A 16762-nucleotide genomic window follows, 5' to 3' on the forward strand; every position below is an offset into this window, starting at 1 on the left:
CCGAGGTGCGCAGGGTTGCCCGTCGGTCACTCGCCGTGGCGGAGCGTCGATGGACCGGCGCAGAACACCGCTCCCGCTTCCGGTCCGCCCACCCGGAACCGTTGTCAGTGGCCCGTGGGAGGATCGTCGTCGTACTTCTCACACGCAGTCGAAGGGGACCGTGCGATGGCGACGAAGCCGCCCAAGGGTGATCCGGTTCAGGACGCGCCGCAGGTCGCGGAGCCGGAGCACGCGGCCGCGGGACTGCCGGCCATCGGCCACACCCTGCGCATAGCCCGGCAGCAGATGGGTGTGAAGCGCACCGCGCTGACCCTGCTGCGGGTGAACCAGAAGGACGGCTTCGACTGCCCGGGCTGTGCCTGGCCCGAGCCGGACCACCGGCACACGGCGGAGTTCTGCGAGAACGGCGCGAAGGCGGTGGCGGAGGAGGCCACGCTGCGCCGGGTCACGCCGGAGTTCTTCGCCGCGCACTCCGTCGCGGACCTGGCCACCAGGAGCGGCTACTGGTTGGGCCAGCAGGGGCGGCTCACGCACCCCATGTATCTCCCCGAAGGGGGAGAGCACTACGAGCCGGTCGACTGGGAGCGCGCCTTCGACATCATCGCCGAGGAGATCGCCGCCCTCGGCTCCCCCGACGAGGCCGTCTTCTACACCTCGGGCCGCACCAGCAACGAGGCGGCGTTCCTGTACCAGCTGTTCGCGCGCGAACTGGGCACGAACAACCTGCCGGACTGCTCGAACATGTGCCACGAGTCGTCGGGCTCGGCGCTGTCCGAGACCATCGGCATCGGGAAGGGCAGCGTCCTGCTGGAGGACCTGTACCGGGCTGACCTGATCATCGTCGCCGGGCAGAACCCGGGGACGAACCACCCGCGCATGCTCTCCGCGCTGGAGAAGGCCAAGGCGAACGGCGCGCGGATCATCAGCGTCAACCCGCTGCCCGAGGCGGGCCTGGAGCGCTTCAAGAACCCGCAGACCCCGCAGGGTCTCCTCAAGGGCTCCGCCCTCACCGATCTGTTCCTGCAGATCCGCATCGGCGGCGACCAGGCGCTCTTCCGGCTCCTCAACCGGCTGATCCTGGAGACGGACGGCGCGGTCGACGAGGAGTTCGTACGCGAACACACCCATGGGTTCGAGGAGTTCGCCGCGGCCGCGCGTGCCGCCGACTGGGACGAGACGCTGACCGCGACCGGTCTCTCCCAGGAGGAGATCGAGGAAGCCCTGCGGATGGTGCTCGCCTCGGAGCGGACCATCGTCTGCTGGGCGATGGGGCTCACGCAGCACAAGCACGCGGTGCCGACCATCCGCGAGGTGGTCAACTTCCTTCTGCTGCGCGGCAACATCGGCCGTCCGGGCGCGGGCGTGTGCCCGGTGCGCGGCCATTCCAATGTGCAGGGCGACCGCACGATGGGCATCTTCGAACGGCCCGCGCCGGCCTTCCTGGACGCGCTGGAGAAGGAGTTCGGGTTCGCCCCGCCGCGCGAGCACGGCTTGGACGTCGTACGGGCCATCCGCGCGCTGCGCGACGGCGAGGCGAAGGTGTTCTTCGCGATGGGCGGCAACTTCGTCTCCGCGTCCCCCGACACCGAGGTGACCGAGGCGGCGATGCGGCGCGCGCGGCTGACCGTGCATGTGTCGACCAAGCTCAACCGCTCGCACGTCGTCACCGGCGCGCGGGCGCTGATCCTGCCCACGCTGGGGCGGACGGAACGCGATCTGCAGAGCGGCGGCGAGCAGTTCGTGACGGTCGAGGACTCCATGGGCATGGTGCACGCCTCGCGGGGGCGGCTCGCGCCGGCGAGCCCGCGGCTGAAGTCCGAGCCGGCCATCATCTGCGGCCTGGCGCGCCGGGTGCTCGGCGAGAACAGCGTCGTGCCGTGGGCGGAGTTCGAGAAGGACTACGCGACGATCCGTGACCGCATCGCGCGCGTGATCCCCGGTTTCGAGGACTTCAACGCGCGCGTGGCCCGCCCCGGCGGCTTCGCGCTGCCGCACGCCCCGCGCGACGAGCGCCGCTTCCCGACCGCCACCGGCAAGGCGAACTTCACGGCGGCGCCGGTGGAGTACCCGGAACTGCCCGAAGGCCGGCTGCTGCTGCAGACGCTGCGCTCGCACGACCAGTACAACACCACGATCTACGGGCTCGACGACCGGTACCGGGGCATCACGGGCGGGCGCCGGGTGGTGCTGGTGAACCCCGAGGACGCGCGCCGGCTCGGGGTCGCCGAGGGGTCGTACGTGGATCTGGTGAGCGAGTGGAAGGACGGGGTGGAGCGGCGGGCGCCCGGTTTCCGGGTCGTGCTCTATCCGACGGCCCGGGGCTGCGCGGCGGCGTACTACCCCGAGACGAACGTGCTCGTCCCTCTGGACGCCACAGCCGACACCAGCAACACCCCGGCCAGCAAGTCCGTCGTCGTACGTCTCGAGGACCACGTCGAGTTCCCCGTGGAGGGTCACGGGAAGGGCCGCGCCGAGGACCGGGCGGAGAGCCGTCTGGAACAATCGGCGACCGACTGAGCGTTTGCTCAGCCGCCAGACAGGCGTACGACGAACGGAGCCGGACCGATGGGCGAGCAGCAGCGAGTGAAGTTCCCGCAGGAGATCATCGACGAGTACGCAGCGCTCGGTGTCGACCTGCCCGCCCTGTTCTCGGCCGGCCACCTCGGCACGCGCATGGGTGTGCAGATCCTGGAGGCCTCGGCGGAGAAGATCGTGGCGACCATGCCGGTGGAGGGCAACACCCAGCCGTACGGCCTGCTGCACGGCGGCGCGTCCGCGGTACTGGCGGAGACGCTCGGCTCGGTCGGCTCCATGCTGCACGGCGGCAGCTCGAAGATCGCCGTCGGCGTGGACCTGAACTGCACCCACCACCGCGGCGTCCGCTCGGGCATGGTGACCGGCGTGGCCACGCCCGTGCACCGGGGCCGGTCGACTGCGACGTACGAGATCGTGATCAGCGACGAGGAGGGCCGCCGGGTGTGCACCGCCCGGCTGACCTGCCTGCTGCGGGACGCCAAGCCGGGCGACGAGGCGCACGCTCGCGGCACGGGCGTCTGACCGTTTCCCGGCGGGGCCGTCGAGCCCCGCCGGGCATGGCCGCGCGGTGTGGACCACGAAGCCGCCCTCGAAGCCCACCCGGACCCGGTGAGTTGACGGTCCGTCAGGCCCACGGCCGGGGCCGCGCCAGGTGGCAGACACCGGGCGCCGCGACGCCGGGCGCCCCTTCCGGACAGAGGCAGGCCCGGCCCCCCGGGATGGCCGCAGGCCTCCCGCGACGAAATACCGAAAAGCGACCGAAGTCGCCGAGTCCATTTCCTCAGACGTAACTCTGCGTAATGCGCACGCAATACGCATTCGCCGTTTCCCCCGTGACGCGCACCGCGCACAGCGCCTCTCCGCATCCCCGGAAGTCGCCTGCAGCAACAGAGTTGCGTAATCACCAAAACCCCGGAGACACCTGAACCGATCACGGTGAGTCCTGCGGGTTCTCACAATGTGGACGGGGCGAATCGGCCTGAATTCCTGTTTTCCCCCCACGCTGTACCGCTCTGCATTACCTCGTGTCATAACAAGAGCGTCACAGCCTTGGTCAAGCTCTCCTCCACGTTCCCCACACACGCTTAGAGTCACGGCCAGTCACCGCTCCATCGGGAGTTCGGTACCGGCGCGGCACCCGTCGTACCCCGAAGGGGGCGACCGTGCCTGCGGAAAGGATCGATTGTGCGACAGCGTTCTCTGGTGATTCTTACCTCCGTGCTGACCACCGGAGCTCTGACCCTCACCGCCTGCGGCTCCCGCGACGACGACAGCAAAGACGGCGACAGCGGCAACGTGACGGTCACGATCGGCGTTGACGCCCCGCTGACCGGCCAGAACTCCGCCACGGGTCTCGGCATCCAGTACGGCGCGCAGATCGCCGTGGACGACGCCAACAAGAACAAGACCGTCCCGGGCGTCACCTTCAAGATCAAGGCGCTGGACGACAAGGCGATTCCCGCCACCGGCCAGCAGAACGCCTCCCAGTTCGTCGCCGACAAGGACGTCCTCGGTGTCGTCGGCCCGCTCAACTCGGGTGTGGCCACGCAGATGCAGCAGACGCTCGCCGCGGCCAACCTGGTGGAGATCTCCCCCTCCAACACCGCGCCCGAGCTGACCCAGGGCAAGAACTGGCAGACCAGCAAGTCCCGCCCGTTCAAGTCCTACTTCCGCACCGCCACCACCGACGCCCTCCAGGGCGCCTTCGCCGCCGACTACGCCTACAACGGCCTCAAGAAGAAGAAGGCCTTCGTCGTCGACGACAAGCAGACCTACGGCGCGGGCCTCTCCAAGATCTTCAAGGAGCAGTTCGCCAAGCAGGGCGGCAAGGTCATCGGCACGGACCACGTCAACACCGGTGACCGTGACTTCTCCACCCTCGTCACCAAGATCAAGAACTCGGGCGCCGACATCCTCTACTACGGCGGCCAGTACGACGAGTCCCAGGTGCTGACCAAGCAGCTCAAGGACGCCGGGGCCAAGATCCCGCTGTTCGGCGGCGACGGCATGTTCACCCCGACCTTCATCAAGACCGCCGGCAAGGCGGCCGAGGGCGACCTGGTGACCTCCATCGGCGTCCCGGTCGACACCCTGCCCGCCGCCAAGGAGTTCGTGGCCACCTACAAGGCCAAGAAGTACCCCGGTGACTACGGCACTTACGGCTCGTACGCCTACGACGCCACCACGGCGATCATCAAGGCCGTCGGCCAGGTCGTGAAGGACGGCAAGGTTCCCTCCGACGGCCGCGCCAAGGTCGTCGAGGCCGTGCAGAACAGCTCCTTCGACGGCATCTCCGGCAAGATCTCGTTCGACGAGTACGGCGACACCACGAACAAGCAGCTGACCGTCTACCAGGTCACCAACGGTGAGTGGAAGTCCGTCAAGAGCGGCACCGCCAACCCGAAGTAACCACCGAACCCCTCGCACCACCAGGGCCGCGCGGCGCAGACCACCGTCACCGCGCGGCCCGCTTTCTACCGCCCCCCTTGACTCTCCCCACCACATGGAGGCCATGCGGTGAACACCCTGCCGCAGCAGCTGGCCAACGGGCTGTTCCTCGGCTCGATGTACGGGCTGATCGCCATCGGCTACACGATGGTGTACGGCATCGTCCAGCTCATCAACTTCGCCCACGGCGAGATCTTCATGACCGGAGGCTTCGGCGCGCTCACGGTCTACCTCGCCCTGCCGGACGGCATATCCATGTGGATAGCCCTGCCGGCGATGCTCATCGGCGGCGCACTGGTCGCTGTGCTCATCGCCGTCGGCGCCGAGCGCTTCGCCTACCGTCCGCTGCGCGGCGCACCACGCCTGGCGCCGTTGATCACCGCGATCGGCCTGTCACTCGCCCTGCAGCAGGCGGTCTTCAACTGGTACAACTACGGCGGCGACGCCAAGTCCGCCCGGGTCTTCCCGCAGTTGCCGTTCGGCCCGCTGCACCTGGGCTCCGTGACCGTGCAGAGCGGTGACGTCTTCCTGATCATCGCCGCCCCGGTGTGCATGGCCGTCCTCGCCTTCTTCGTCCGGCTCTCCCGCACCGGCCGCGCCATGCAGGCCACCGCCCAGGACCCGGACACCGCCCAGCTGATGGGCATCGACACCAACCGCATCATCGTCATCGCCTTCGCCATCGGCGGCTTCTTCGCGGCTGTCGCGGGCGTCTCCTACGGCCTCAAGTACGGCTCGGTCTCCTACGACATGGGCTTCATCGCCGGTCTGAAGGCGTTCACCGCGGCCGTCCTCGGCGGCATCGGCAACATCTACGGCGCCATGGTCGGCGGCCTCGTCCTCGGCCTGGCCGAGGCCATGGCCACCGCCTACATCGCCGACATCCCCGGCATGCAGCAGCTCGGCGGCGGCGGCTGGGCCGCCGTGTGGGCCTTCGTCCTCCTCATCCTCGTCCTCCTGTTCAGACCACAGGGCCTGCTCGGCGAACGCGTCGCGGACAGGGCGTGAGCAGCATGACCGAGACCACCGCCAAGACCACCGCCGCACCCGAGCACGGACCCGTCCCGCTCCCGCGGTCCGCCGCGCGGCTGCTCGTCGCCGTCGGCGCCGTCGGCACCATCGCCAGCACCTTCCTCAGCTGGACCTGGACGCCCGAGTTCCCCGGCGACCTGACCGTCTACGGCTACCCGGCGGGCCTGCAGATCCTCGCCCTCGTGGCCGGCGCCCTCACCCTGCTGTTCGCACTCACCCTGTGGGACGTGAAGGGGCTGCGCCGGCTGAACCCCGCCGACGCCACCTCGCCCGTGCTCCTGGCGGCCCTGTCGGCATTCGCCGTCTGCTGGTTCACCGGCATCGCCATCGCGGTCGACCTCGGCGGCCTGGTCAACCTCGACCCCGGCGCCTACGTGGCGATGGTGGCCTCCGCGCTTCCCGTCGTCGGCGCCCTCGCGCTGCCGCACCCCGCTCCGGGCACCGGCGTCCGCGGCTACCTCACCAAGCCCCAGCAGCCCCGCCCCGGCAAGCTGAACCCGCTCGCCGAGCGCGGCATCATCACCGCCGGCACCGCGATCGCCCTGGTGGCCTTCACCTACGGCATCGGCATCGACAACGAGGAGAGCGAGACCTTCATCGGTTTCCTGCTCCTCGTCATCTTCGCCGCCTGGGCGCTGGTCCACACCGGCCTCGTCGACCGCTACACGACCATCTCGGCACAGCACAAGGCCTTCGCCTCGACGCTCGCCTTCGTCGCCGCCGTGATCTTCCCCTTCACCCAGAGCGACGACCACAACGCCAACGTCGGCGTGAACATCCTGATCTTCGCCACCGTCGCCCTCGGCCTGAACATCGTCGTCGGCCTCACCGGCCTGCTCGACCTCGGTTACGTCGCCTTCCTCGGCGTCGGCGCCTACGCGGCCGCGCTGGTCTCCGGCTCGGAGTACTCCCGGTTCTCCGGTGTGCACTTCCCGTTCTGGGCCGCCGCCCTCACCGGCATGGCCGCAGCACTGGTCTTCGGTGTGCTCATCGGCGCGCCGACCCTGCGGCTGCGCGGCGACTACCTGGCCATCGTCACCCTCGGCTTCGGTGAGATCTTCCGTATCACCGTCAACAACCTCGACGGCGACTCCGGACCGAACATCACCCGCGGACCCAACGGCATCACCCAGATCCCGGACCTGAACATCCTCGGGTTCAACCTGGGCGAGGCGCACGACATCGGCGGGTTCACCCTGGGCCGGTTCGCCAACTACCTGTTCCTGATGCTCATCGTCACGGCCATCGTCGTGCTCGTCTTCACCCGCGCCGCCGACTCCCGTATCGGCCGCTCCTGGATCGCCATCCGCGAGGACGAGACCGCCGCCACCGCCATGGGCATCAACGGCTTCCGGGTCAAGCTGATCGCCTTCGCCCTCGGCGCCTCCCTCGCGGGTCTCGCCGGCACCGTGATGGCCCACGTCAACTACAGCGTCAACCCGCAGCCGTACCAGTTCGCCGGTGCCGCCCCGCCCAACTCGGCCTTCCTGCTCGCCGCCGTCGTCCTCGGCGGCATGGGCACCGTCAGCGGCCCGCTGCTCGGCGCGAGCGTCCTCTACCTGGTCCCCGAGAAGCTGCAGTTCCTGCAGAACTACGAGCTGTTCGCCTTCGGTATCGCGCTGATCCTGCTGATGCGGTTCCGGCCGGAGGGCATCATCGCCAACCGCCGCCGCCAGCTGGAGTTCCACGAGACCGGCCAACTCGACGTACCGGAACAGAAGACGCTGACCGACGAACCGGCCGCCACCAAGGCAGGGGCGTAAGGAACCATGACGACACCTGTACTCGAAGCCCGCGACGTCACGATGCGCTTCGGCGGACTGACCGCCGTCCGCTCGGTCGACTTCACGGTCAACAGCGGCGAGATCGTCGGCCTGATCGGCCCGAACGGCGCCGGCAAGACCACGTTCTTCAACTGCCTCACCGGTCTGTACATCCCCACCGAGGGCACGGTCGCGTACCAGGGCCGGGTGTTGCCGCCCAAGCCGCACCTGGTGACGCAGGCGGGCATCGCCCGTACGTTCCAGAACATCCGGCTCTTCGCCAACATGACCGTGCTGGAGAACGTCCTCGTGGGCCGCCACACGCGGACCAAGGAGGGCCTGTGGTCGGCGCTGCTGCGCGGCCCCGGTTTCCGCAAGGCCGAGAAGGAGTCCGAGGCGAAGGCCATGGAACTCCTGGAGTTCGTCGGCCTCGCCGCCAAGCGCGACCACCTCGCGCGCAACCTGCCCTACGGCGAGCAGCGCAAGCTGGAGATCGCCCGGGCGCTGGCGAGCGAGCCGGGTCTGCTGCTGCTCGACGAGCCGACGGCCGGTATGAACCCGCAGGAGACCCGGACCACCGAGGAACTGGTCTTCGCCATCCGGGACAGGGGCATCGCCGTGCTCGTCATCGAGCACGACATGCGCTTCATCTTCAACCTCTGCGACCGCGTCGCGGTCCTCGTCCAGGGCGAGAAGCTCGTCGAGGGCACCTCCGAGGTCGTCCAGGCCGACGAGCGGGTCGTCGCCGCCTATCTCGGCGAGCCCTTCGAGGGCGACCCCGGGGAGGCGGAGGCCGCCGAGGCCGAGGCCGCGGAAACCGCCGCTGCGGAGAGCACCGGCGACGCGGAGAGCACCGGCGACGCGGAGAGCACCGGCGAGGAGAGCACCAGCACCACCAAGGGAGAGGCCCAGTGACCGCACTGCTGGAGGTCGAGGACCTCAGGGTCGCCTACGGCAAGATCGAGGCCGTCAAGGGCATCTCGTTCAGCGTCGAGGCCGGCCAGGTCGTCACCCTGATCGGCACCAACGGCGCCGGCAAGACGACGACGCTGCGCACGCTCTCGGGCCTGCTGAAGCCCACCTCCGGGAAGATCGTCTTCGACGGCAAGCCGCTCGCCGGCGTCCCGGCGCACAAGATCGTCTCCCTCGGGCTCGCCCACTCCCCCGAGGGCCGGCACATCTTCCCGCGCCTGACCATCGCCGAGAACCTCCAGCTCGGCGCCTTCCTCCGCAAGGACAAGGACGGCATCGAGAAGGACATCCAGCGCGCCTACGACCTCTTCCCCATCCTCGGGGAGCGCAGGAAGCAGGCCGCGGGCACCCTCTCGGGCGGTGAGCAGCAGATGCTGGCGATGGGCAGGGCGCTGATGTCCCAGCCCAAGCTGCTGATGCTGGACGAGCCCTCCATGGGCCTGTCGCCGATCATGATGCAGAAGATCATGTCGACGATCGCCGAGCTGAAGGCCCAGGGCACCACCATCCTGCTGGTCGAACAGAACGCTCAGGCGGCACTCTCGCTGGCCGACCAGGGTCATGTCATGGAGGTCGGCAACATCGTCCTGTCCGGCACCGGCCAGGACCTGCTGCACGACGAGTCCGTGCGCAAGGCGTACCTCGGCGAGGACTGACCGGGACCACGACGAGGCCCGCGCCCCCTTTCCGGGGCGCGGGCCTCGTCGTGGACAGGCGCGTTCAGCTCTTCTTCGCGGCCTTCTTCTCCTCGTTGTCCGCGATGACCGCCTCGGCGACCTGCTGCATCGACATGCGGCGGTCCATGGAGGTCTTCTGGATCCAGCGGAAGGCGGCCGGCTCGGTCAGGCCGTACTCGGTCTGCAGGATGGACTTCGCCCGGTCGACCAGCTTGCGGGTCTCCAGCCGCTGGGTGAGGTCGGCGACCTCCTGCTCCAGCTGCTTCAGCTCGGTGAAGCGGGAGACGGCCATCTCGATGGCCGGGACGACGTCGCTCTTGCTGAACGGCTTCACCAGGTAGGCCATGGCACCCGCGTCCCGGGCCCGCTCGACGAGGTCGCGCTGCGAGAAGGCGGTGAGCATCAGGACCGGCGCGATGGACTCCTCGGCGATCTTCTCGGCCGCGGAGATGCCGTCGAGCTTGGGCATCTTCACGTCCAGGATGACCAGGTCCGGCTTGTGCTCGCGAGCCAGCTCGACGGCCTGCTCACCGTCCCCGGCCTCACCGACGACGGTGTACCCCTCCTCCTCGAGCATCTCTTTGAGGTCGAGCCGGATCAGTGCCTCGTCCTCGGCGATGACGACACGGGTCGTCAGCGGAGGCACGTGCGACTTGTCGTCGTCGGGCGCGTCTACGGGCTGGGGCGACTCGGCGGTCACGGGGGCTCCTCGTTCAGGGCAGGGGTACTGCTGACAAGAGCCTACCCAGCTACGGTAAGGTGGGGTCACGGCGGGTGCCCGTCGACCTTGCTTTTCAAGGGAGCCCCGGTAGCCCAGCGGTAGAGGCAATGGTCTCAAACACCATCCAGCGTCGGTTCGAATCCGACCCGGGGTACTTTTCCTAGGAAACGAAGGTGACCTCAAAAAGTGGACGTTCATGGTTTCGTGAACATCCACTTTTTGCCGCGTGTCGCCGCACTCCTTCACCACGTGCCCGTCGCCAAGAGGGCCCCGGTGGCTCTTGTCGACGCCCACGTCGGCCCCCAGCACTGAGAAGGGCGCCCCGAGCAAGGCCCCGTCCCGTCACTTCGGACTGTCGTCCTCGCCGATGTGGTGGACGCGGACCATGTTGGTCGAGCCGGAGACGCCGGGCGGGGAGCCGGCCGTGATCACCACGACGTCACCCTTCCGGCAGCGGCCGTATTTCAGCAGCAGCTCGTCCACCTGGTCGACCATGGCGTCCGTGGAGTCCACGTGCGGACCGAGGAAGGTCTCGGCGCCCCAGGTGAGGCTGAGCTGGGAGCGGGTGGCCGGCTCGGGGGTGAAGGCGAGCAGCGGGATCGGCGAGCGGTAGCGGGAGAGCCGGCGGGCCGTGTCTCCCGACTGGGTGAACGCCACCAGGAACTTCGCGCCGAGGAAGTCGCCCATCTCGGCGGCGGCGCGGGCGACCGCGCCGCCCTGGGTGCGCGGCTTGTTCCGCTCGGTCAGCGGCGGCAGGCCGCCCGCCAGCATGTCCTCCTCGGCCGCCGCGACGATCTTCGCCATGGTGCGCACGGTCTCGATCGGGTGCTTGCCGACGCTGGTCTCGCCGGAGAGCATCACCGCGTCCGTGCCGTCGAGGACCGCGTTGGCCACGTCGGAGGCCTCGGCGCGGGTCGGGCGGGAGTTGTCGACCATCGAGTCCAGCATCTGGGTGGCGACGATGACCGGCTTGGCGTTGCGCCGGGCGAGCTTGACGGCACGCTTCTGGACGATCGGAACCTGCTCCAGCGGCATCTCCACGCCCAGGTCGCCGCGGGCGACCATGATGCCGTCGAAGGCGGCCACGATGTCGTCGATGTTCTGGACCGCCTGCGGCTTCTCGACCTTGGCGATCACCGGCAGGCGGCGGCCCTCGTCGTCCATGATGCGGTGGACGTCCTGGATGTCCCTGCCGCTGCGGACGAAGGAGAGGGCGATGACGTCGAACCCGGTGCGCAGCGCCCAGCGCAGGTCGTCCTCGTCCTTCTTCGAGAGGGCGGGGACGGAGACGGCGACGCCGGGGAGGTTCAGGCACTTGTGGTCGGAGATCACGCCGCCCTCGACCACTCGGGTGCGGACCCGGGGTCCGTCGACGGCGGTCACTTCCAGGCACACCTTGCCGTCGTCCACGAGGACGCGCTCGCCGGGGGTGACGTCGGCGGCGAGACCGGCGTACGTGGTGCCGCACTGGTGGCGGTCGCCCTCGACGCCCTCCTCCACGGTGATGGTGAAGGTGTCGCCGCGTTCAAGGAGTACCGGCCCTTCGACGAAGCGGCCGAGCCGGATCTTCGGGCCTTGAAGGTCGGCGAGGATTCCGACGCTACGGCCGGTTTCGTCGGCCGCCTTACGCACGCGCTGATAACGCTCCTCGTGTTCGGCGTGAGTGCCGTGGCTGAGATTGAAGCGGGCGACGTCCATTCCGGCCTCGACCAGTGCCTTGATCTGGTCGTACGAGTCGGTGGCGGGCCCCAATGTACAGACGATCTTTGCTCGGCGCATGGGTCGAGCCTATGCCTTACCCGCGGGTAGAGAATCGGCGCTGTATGACTACTCAACGCACTCTGGGTAAAGGGATTTGACAAGTGTTGAATTGTGCGACGGCCCGCTCCTATGAGCGATTTTCCATGGGGTCATCAGATCGCAACCTTCCGGACCTGTTGCCACGGGTCATGTTCAGGCCAGAATCTACGCGCGTCGTTCGACCACCCGAGGAGACCCAGAGATGCCGTTGAACCGCCGGAAGTTCCTGAAGAAGTCCGCTGCCACCGGGGCGGGAGTGGCGATCGCCGGTGCGGCGGCGACTCCGGCGGCCGAGGCGGCGGAGCAAAGGAAGCCGGGACATCCCGTGAAGCGGTACTCCCTGACGGTCATGGGCACCACCGACCTGCACGGTCACGTCTTCAACTGGGACTACTTCAAGGACGCGGAGTACTCCGACAAGGCCGGCAACGCGATGGGCCTGGCCCGGATCTCCACCCTGGTGGACCAGGTGCGCGAGGAGAAGGGCCGCCGCAACACACTCCTGCTGGACGCCGGTGACACCATCCAGGGCACCCCGCTGACGTACTACTACGCCAAGGTCGACCCGATCACCGCCAAGGGTGGCCCGGTGCACCCGATGGCGCAGGCGATGAACGCGATCGGGTACGACGCGGCGGCGCTCGGGAACCACGAGTTCAACTACGGCATCGAGACCCTGCGCCGGTTCGAGGACCAGCTGGACTTCCCGCTGCTCGGCGCCAACGCGGTCGACGCCAAGACGCTCAGGCCGGCCTTCCCGCCCTACTTCATCAAGACGTTCCACGTGCCCGGCGCCAAGCCGGTCAAGGTCGCCGTCCTCGGCCTGACCAACCCGGGCATCGCCATCTGGGACAAGGCCTATGTGCAGGGCAAACTCAAGTTCGAGGGCCTGGAGGAGCAGGCCGCGAAGTGGGTGCCGAGGCTCAGGTCGCTGGGCGCGGACGTGGTCGTGGTCTCCGCGCACTCGGGCACCTCGGGCACGTCGTCGTACGGCGACCAGGTGCCGTACGTGGAGAACGCGGCGGCGGACGTGGCCAAGAAGGTACCCGGCATCGACGCGATCCTGGTCGGCCACGCGCACGTGGAGATCCCGGAGCTGAAGGTCGTCAACGAGCAGACCGGCAGGACCGTCGTGCTCTCCGAGCCGCTGTGCTACGCCGAACGGCTCTCCCTCTTCGACATCGAGCTGGTGTTCAGCAAGGGGAAGTGGGAGGTGGAGTCGGTCTCCGCCTCGCTGCGCAACTCCAACACGGTCGCCGACGACCCGAAGATCACCAAGCTGCTGACCGACGAGCACCAGAAGGTCGTCGCGTACGTCAACCAGGTGGTGGGCCGGGCGACCGAGACGCTGACCACGGTCGAGGCACGGTACAAGGACGCCCCGATCATCGACCTGATCACCAAGGTCCAGGAGGACGTGGTCAAGACGGCGCTCGCGGGCACCGAGTACGCCTCGCTGCCGGTGATCGCCCAGGCCTCGCCGTTCTCCCGGACCTCCGAGATCCCGGCCGGCGAGGTGACGATCCGGGACCTGTCGAGCCTGTACGTGTACGACAACACGCTGGTCGCCAAGCTGCTGACGGGCGCTCAGGTGCGCGCGTACCTGGAGTACTCGGCGGAGTACTACGTCCAGACGGCCGCGGACGCCACGGTCGACGTCGAGAAGCTGACCAACGCCGGCGGCCGCCCGGACTACAACTACGACTACGTCTCGGGTCTGTCGTACGACATCGACATCGCCCAGCCGGCCGGGTCGCGCATCAAGAACCTGACCTTCGGCGGGGCCGCGCTGGACGACGCCCAGCAGTTCGTGCTGGCGGTGAACAACTATCGGGCCAACGGCGGCGGTGCCTTCCCGCACGTCGCCACGGCCAAGGAGCTGTGGTCGGAGTCGACGGAGATCCGCACCAGGATCGCGGAGTGGGTCACCGCGAAGGGCGTCCTGGACCCGAAGGACTTCGCGTCCGTGGACTGGAAGCTCACCCGGAACGGCACGCCGGTGTTCTAGGGCCGCCGTGGATCGGGCCTGGCCTCGCTCGTCACCTGCCCTCGACGAGTGGGGTCAGCCCCTTCGCCGGCCGTGTCTGCGGCACCCGGGGCTGGGCCTGCTCGAGTCCGAAGGTGGTGAAGGCCGTCCGGGCCGGCAGCGGGTACGGGTCCTTCCCGGTGAGCGAGTTGAGGATGGTGGCGCTGCGCCAGGCGGCGAGGCCGAGGTCGGGGGCGCCGACGCCGTGGGTGTGCAGCTCGGCGTTCTGGACGTACACCGAGCCGGTGACCGAGGGATCGAGGACGAGCCGGAACTCGTCGTCGACACGGGGGCGTTCGCTGCTGTCGCGGCGCAGATAGGGGTCGAGTCCGGCGAGGATGCGGCCGAGGGGGCGCTCGCGGTAGCCGGTGGCGAGGACGACCGCGTCGGTGGTGAGCCGCGAGCGGCTGCCCTGCTGGAGATGCTCCAGATGCAGTTCGACCTTGGTCGTGGCGATCCGGCCGGCCGTGCGGACCCGGACGCCCGGGGTGAGGACGGCGTCGGGCCAGCCACCGTACAGGGCGCGCCGGTACAGCTCGTCGTGGATGGCGGCGAGCGTGCCGGCGTCGATGCCCTTGTGCAGCTGCCACTGGGCGGCGACCAGCCGGTCGCGGACCGGCTCGGCGAGGGCGTGGAAGTAGCGGGTGTAGTCGGGCGTGAAGTGCTCCAGGCCGAGCTTGGAGTACTCCATCGGCGCGAACGCCTCGGTACGGCCGATCCAGTGCAGCTTCTCGCGGCCCACCGGGCGGTGGCGCAGCAGGTCGAGGAAGATCTCGGCGCCGGACTGTCCGGAGCCGACGACGGTGACGTGCTCGGCGGCGAGGACGGTGTCGCGGTGGGCGAGGTAGTCGGCGGCGTGCAGGACGGGCACAGCGGGCGTGTCCACCAGGGGCTTGAGGGGGTCGGGCACATGGGGCACGGTGCCGACCCCGAGGACGATGTTGCGGGTGTGGGTGCGGCCCAGGGCCTCGGCCTCGCCGTCGGCGTCGAGCTGGGTGAAGTCGACCTCGAACACATCCCGTTCGGGGTTCCAGCGGACGGCGTCGACCTGGTGGCGGAAGCGCAGCCCGGGCAGGCTCTGGGCGACCCAGCGGCAGTAGGCGTCGTACTCGGCGCGGTGGATCTGGAAGCGCTCGGCGAAGTAGAAGGGGAAGAGCCGCTCGCGGGTCCTGAGGTAGTTCAGGAAGCTCCAGGGGCTGGTGGGGTCGGCGAGGGTCACCAGATCGGCGAGGAAGGGCACTTGGATGGTGGCGCCGTCGATGAGCAGGCCCGGGTGCCAGTCGAAGCCGGGACGCTGCTCGTAGAAGACGGCGTCGAGTTCGGCGAGCGGGTGGGCGAGGGCGGCGAGCGAGAGGTTGCACGGTCCGATGCCGATGCCGACCAGATCGCGGGGGGATGTGGGCTCGTGGCGTGGGGGGATGGTCATTCGGGGGTCGTTCCTTCTACGAGTTTCAGGAGCTGGGCCAGTTCGTCGGGCCGGCTGTGGGGGTTGAGGAGGGTGGCCTTGAGCCAGAGGCGGCCGTCGAGCCGGGCGCGGCCGAGGACGGCCCGGCCCTCGTGGAGCAGCCTGCGGCGTACGGCGGCCACGGCGTCGTCGGCGGCCTCGGCGGGCCGGAACAGGACCGTGCTGATGACCGGCCGGTCGTACAGCTCGAAGCCCGGGTGCTCCTGGACGAGCGCGGCGAACTCACGGGCGCGGGCGCACACCTGGTCGACCAGGGTGCCGAGTCCGCTGCGGCCGAGGGTCTTCAGCGTGACCGCGGTCTTGAGGATGTCGGGGCGGCGGGTGGTGCGCAGGGAGCGGCCGAGCAGGTCGGGGAATCCGGCCTCGGTGTCGTCGTCGGCGTTCAGGTAGTCGGCGCGCTGGTGGAGTGCGGCGAGTTCACGGGGGCGGGCGACGGCGAGGAGGCCCGCGGCGGCCGGCTGCCAGCCGAGCTTGTGCAGGTCGAGGGTGACGGTGTGGGCGGTTTCCAGTCCGGCGAGCTTGTCGCGGTGCCGGTCGCTGAAGAGGAGGCCTCCGCCGTAGGCGGCGTCGATGTGCAGACGGGCACCGTGGGCGGTGCACAGCCCGGCGATCTCGGGCAGCGGGTCGATGAGGCCGGCGTCGGTGGTGCCGGCGGTGGCGGCGACCAGCAGGGGGCCGGACAGCGCGGTGAGCGCCTCGTGCAGGGCGGCCGGGTCGAGGGTGCCGTGCGGTGCCGGGACGACGACCGGGTCGGGCAGGCCGAGCAGCCAGGCGGCGCGCGGCAGCGAGTGGTGGGCGTTGGCACCGCAGACCAGTTGGACGCTGCCGCCGTGCGCCTCGCGGGCGAGCAGCAGGGCGAGTTGGTTGGACTCGGTGCCGCCGGTGGTGACGAGCGCGTCGGCGAGACCGGCCGCGTGGGCGAGGGCACGGGTGACCGCGGCTTCCAGGGCGGAGGCGGCCGGGGCCTGGTCCCAGGAGTCCAGGGAGGGGTTGAGGGCGCTCGCGGCCAGGTCGGCGGCGACGGCCACGGCGAGCGGCGGGCAGTGCAGATGGGCCGCGCACAGGGGGTCGGCGGGGTCGGCGGCGCCCTCGGCGAGGGTGTGCACGAGGGTCCGCAGGGCCTCGGGGTCGCCGTCGTCCGGCAGAGCGTCCCCGACGGCGTCGGCGACGCGCGCGGCGACGGCCTCCGGCCCGCCGGCGGGCAGCGGTCCGCCGCGCGCCCGGCCACCGGCCGCGAGCGCGTCGAGAACGGTGCCCAGGAGCGGCCGCAGGGCGTCGGCGCCGTCGGGGCCTGAGGCGAGAGGAGGCGGCGTGCTCATGGCT

Annotated in this window: 12 protein-coding genes and 1 tRNA gene; 9 read left to right on the forward strand and 4 right to left on the reverse strand. The window is 69.6% G+C overall.

Translation table 11 applies throughout. The features are described 5' to 3' along the window. Window positions 1-165 precede the first annotated feature (165 nt). The 7 genes from ACGFRF_RS19155 (at window position 166) to ACGFRF_RS19185 (ending at window position 9406) form a co-directional block, all read left to right on the forward strand. A complete protein-coding gene (locus ACGFRF_RS19155) occupies window positions 166-2517 on the forward strand; it encodes an FdhF/YdeP family oxidoreductase (protein WP_393741328.1) in 2352 nt (783 codons plus the stop codon). A gap of 48 nt (window positions 2518-2565) precedes the next feature. Further along, window positions 2566-3057, forward strand: a complete 492-nt coding sequence (locus tag ACGFRF_RS19160; RefSeq protein ID WP_393741330.1) for a hotdog fold thioesterase — start codon at window positions 2566-2568, stop codon at window positions 3055-3057. A 663-nt stretch (window positions 3058-3720) separates the two neighbouring features. Continuing rightward, window positions 3721-4944 (forward strand): branched-chain amino acid ABC transporter substrate-binding protein, encoded by a 1224-nt coding sequence (locus ACGFRF_RS19165; protein ID WP_393741331.1) that lies wholly within the window; start codon window positions 3721-3723, stop codon window positions 4942-4944. Window positions 4945-5052: 108 nt separating this feature from the next. Beyond that, window positions 5053-5991, forward strand: a complete 939-nt coding sequence (locus ACGFRF_RS19170; protein ID WP_393741333.1) for a branched-chain amino acid ABC transporter permease — start codon at window positions 5053-5055, stop codon at window positions 5989-5991. A 5-nt stretch (window positions 5992-5996) separates the two neighbouring features. Further along, window positions 5997-7778 (forward strand): branched-chain amino acid ABC transporter permease, encoded by a 1782-nt coding sequence (locus tag ACGFRF_RS19175; protein WP_393741335.1) that lies wholly within the window; start codon window positions 5997-5999, stop codon window positions 7776-7778. 6 nt (window positions 7779-7784) lie between these two features. Continuing rightward, the gene (locus ACGFRF_RS19180) at window positions 7785-8693 is read left to right on the forward strand and encodes an ABC transporter ATP-binding protein (protein ID WP_393741337.1); all 909 of its coding nucleotides are present in this window, start codon (window positions 7785-7787) and stop codon (window positions 8691-8693) included. Then, window positions 8690-9406, forward strand: coding sequence for an ABC transporter ATP-binding protein (locus ACGFRF_RS19185; RefSeq protein ID WP_393741339.1), 717 nt, complete (start codon window positions 8690-8692; stop codon window positions 9404-9406). Before ACGFRF_RS19180 ends, ACGFRF_RS19185 begins: the two co-directional genes overlap by 4 nt. 64 nt (window positions 9407-9470) lie before the next feature. On the opposite strand, the gene ACGFRF_RS19190 is transcribed toward ACGFRF_RS19185, so the two are convergent. Beyond that, on the reverse strand, window positions 9471-10127 hold the full coding sequence (locus ACGFRF_RS19190; protein ID WP_393741340.1) for an ANTAR domain-containing response regulator: 657 nt from the start codon (window positions 10125-10127) through the stop codon (window positions 9471-9473). A 102-nt stretch (window positions 10128-10229) separates the two neighbouring features. On the opposite strand from ACGFRF_RS19190, the gene ACGFRF_RS19195 reads away from it, so the two are divergent. Further along, window positions 10230-10302, forward strand: a tRNA-Leu gene (locus tag ACGFRF_RS19195). Between the two features lie 188 nt (window positions 10303-10490). Here the strand turns inward: ACGFRF_RS19195 and pyk are convergent. Further along, entirely contained in the window at window positions 10491-11927 is a 1437-nt protein-coding gene (gene pyk / locus ACGFRF_RS19200) for a pyruvate kinase (RefSeq protein ID WP_393741342.1), read from the reverse strand. Window positions 11928-12150: 223 nt separating this feature from the next. On the opposite strand from pyk, the gene ACGFRF_RS19205 reads away from it, so the two are divergent. Beyond that, window positions 12151-13956, forward strand: coding sequence for a bifunctional metallophosphatase/5'-nucleotidase (locus ACGFRF_RS19205; protein ID WP_393741344.1), 1806 nt, complete (start codon window positions 12151-12153; stop codon window positions 13954-13956). Between the two features lie 31 nt (window positions 13957-13987). On the opposite strand, the gene ACGFRF_RS19210 is transcribed toward ACGFRF_RS19205, so the two are convergent. Both ACGFRF_RS19210 and ACGFRF_RS19215 read right to left on the reverse strand, forming a co-directional pair. Further along, window positions 13988-15400, reverse strand: coding sequence for a lysine N(6)-hydroxylase/L-ornithine N(5)-oxygenase family protein (locus tag ACGFRF_RS19210; protein WP_393741346.1), 1413 nt, complete (start codon window positions 15398-15400; stop codon window positions 13988-13990). After that, the gene (locus ACGFRF_RS19215) at window positions 15397-16758 is read right to left on the reverse strand and encodes a pyridoxal phosphate-dependent decarboxylase family protein (protein ID WP_393741348.1); all 1362 of its coding nucleotides are present in this window, start codon (window positions 16756-16758) and stop codon (window positions 15397-15399) included. The genes ACGFRF_RS19210 and ACGFRF_RS19215 overlap by 4 nt, the downstream gene beginning before the upstream one ends. Window positions 16759-16762: the final 4 nt, after the last annotated feature.

The organism is Streptomyces sp. NPDC048521, assembly GCF_043199855.1.
Classification (GTDB): Bacteria; Actinomycetota; Actinomycetes; order Streptomycetales; family Streptomycetaceae; genus Streptomyces.

Coding starts and splice junctions, on each gene's coding strand:
- pyk (WP_393741342.1), bottom strand. CDS start 11,927: ATGCGCCGAGCAAAGATCGTCTGTACATTGGGGCCCGCCACCGACTCG.
- ACGFRF_RS19180 (WP_393741337.1), top strand. CDS start 7,785: ATGACGACACCTGTACTCGAAGCCCGCGACGTCACGATGCGCTTCGGC.
- ACGFRF_RS19210 (WP_393741346.1), bottom strand. CDS start 15,400: ATGACCATCCCCCCACGCCACGAGCCCACATCCCCCCGCGATCTGGTC.
- ACGFRF_RS19215 (WP_393741348.1), bottom strand. CDS start 16,758: ATGAGCACGCCGCCTCCTCTCGCCTCAGGCCCCGACGGCGCCGACGCC.
- ACGFRF_RS19155 (WP_393741328.1), top strand. CDS start 166: ATGGCGACGAAGCCGCCCAAGGGTGATCCGGTTCAGGACGCGCCGCAG.
- ACGFRF_RS19205 (WP_393741344.1), top strand. CDS start 12,151: ATGCCGTTGAACCGCCGGAAGTTCCTGAAGAAGTCCGCTGCCACCGGG.
- ACGFRF_RS19175 (WP_393741335.1), top strand. CDS start 5,997: ATGACCGAGACCACCGCCAAGACCACCGCCGCACCCGAGCACGGACCC.
- ACGFRF_RS19160 (WP_393741330.1), top strand. CDS start 2,566: ATGGGCGAGCAGCAGCGAGTGAAGTTCCCGCAGGAGATCATCGACGAG.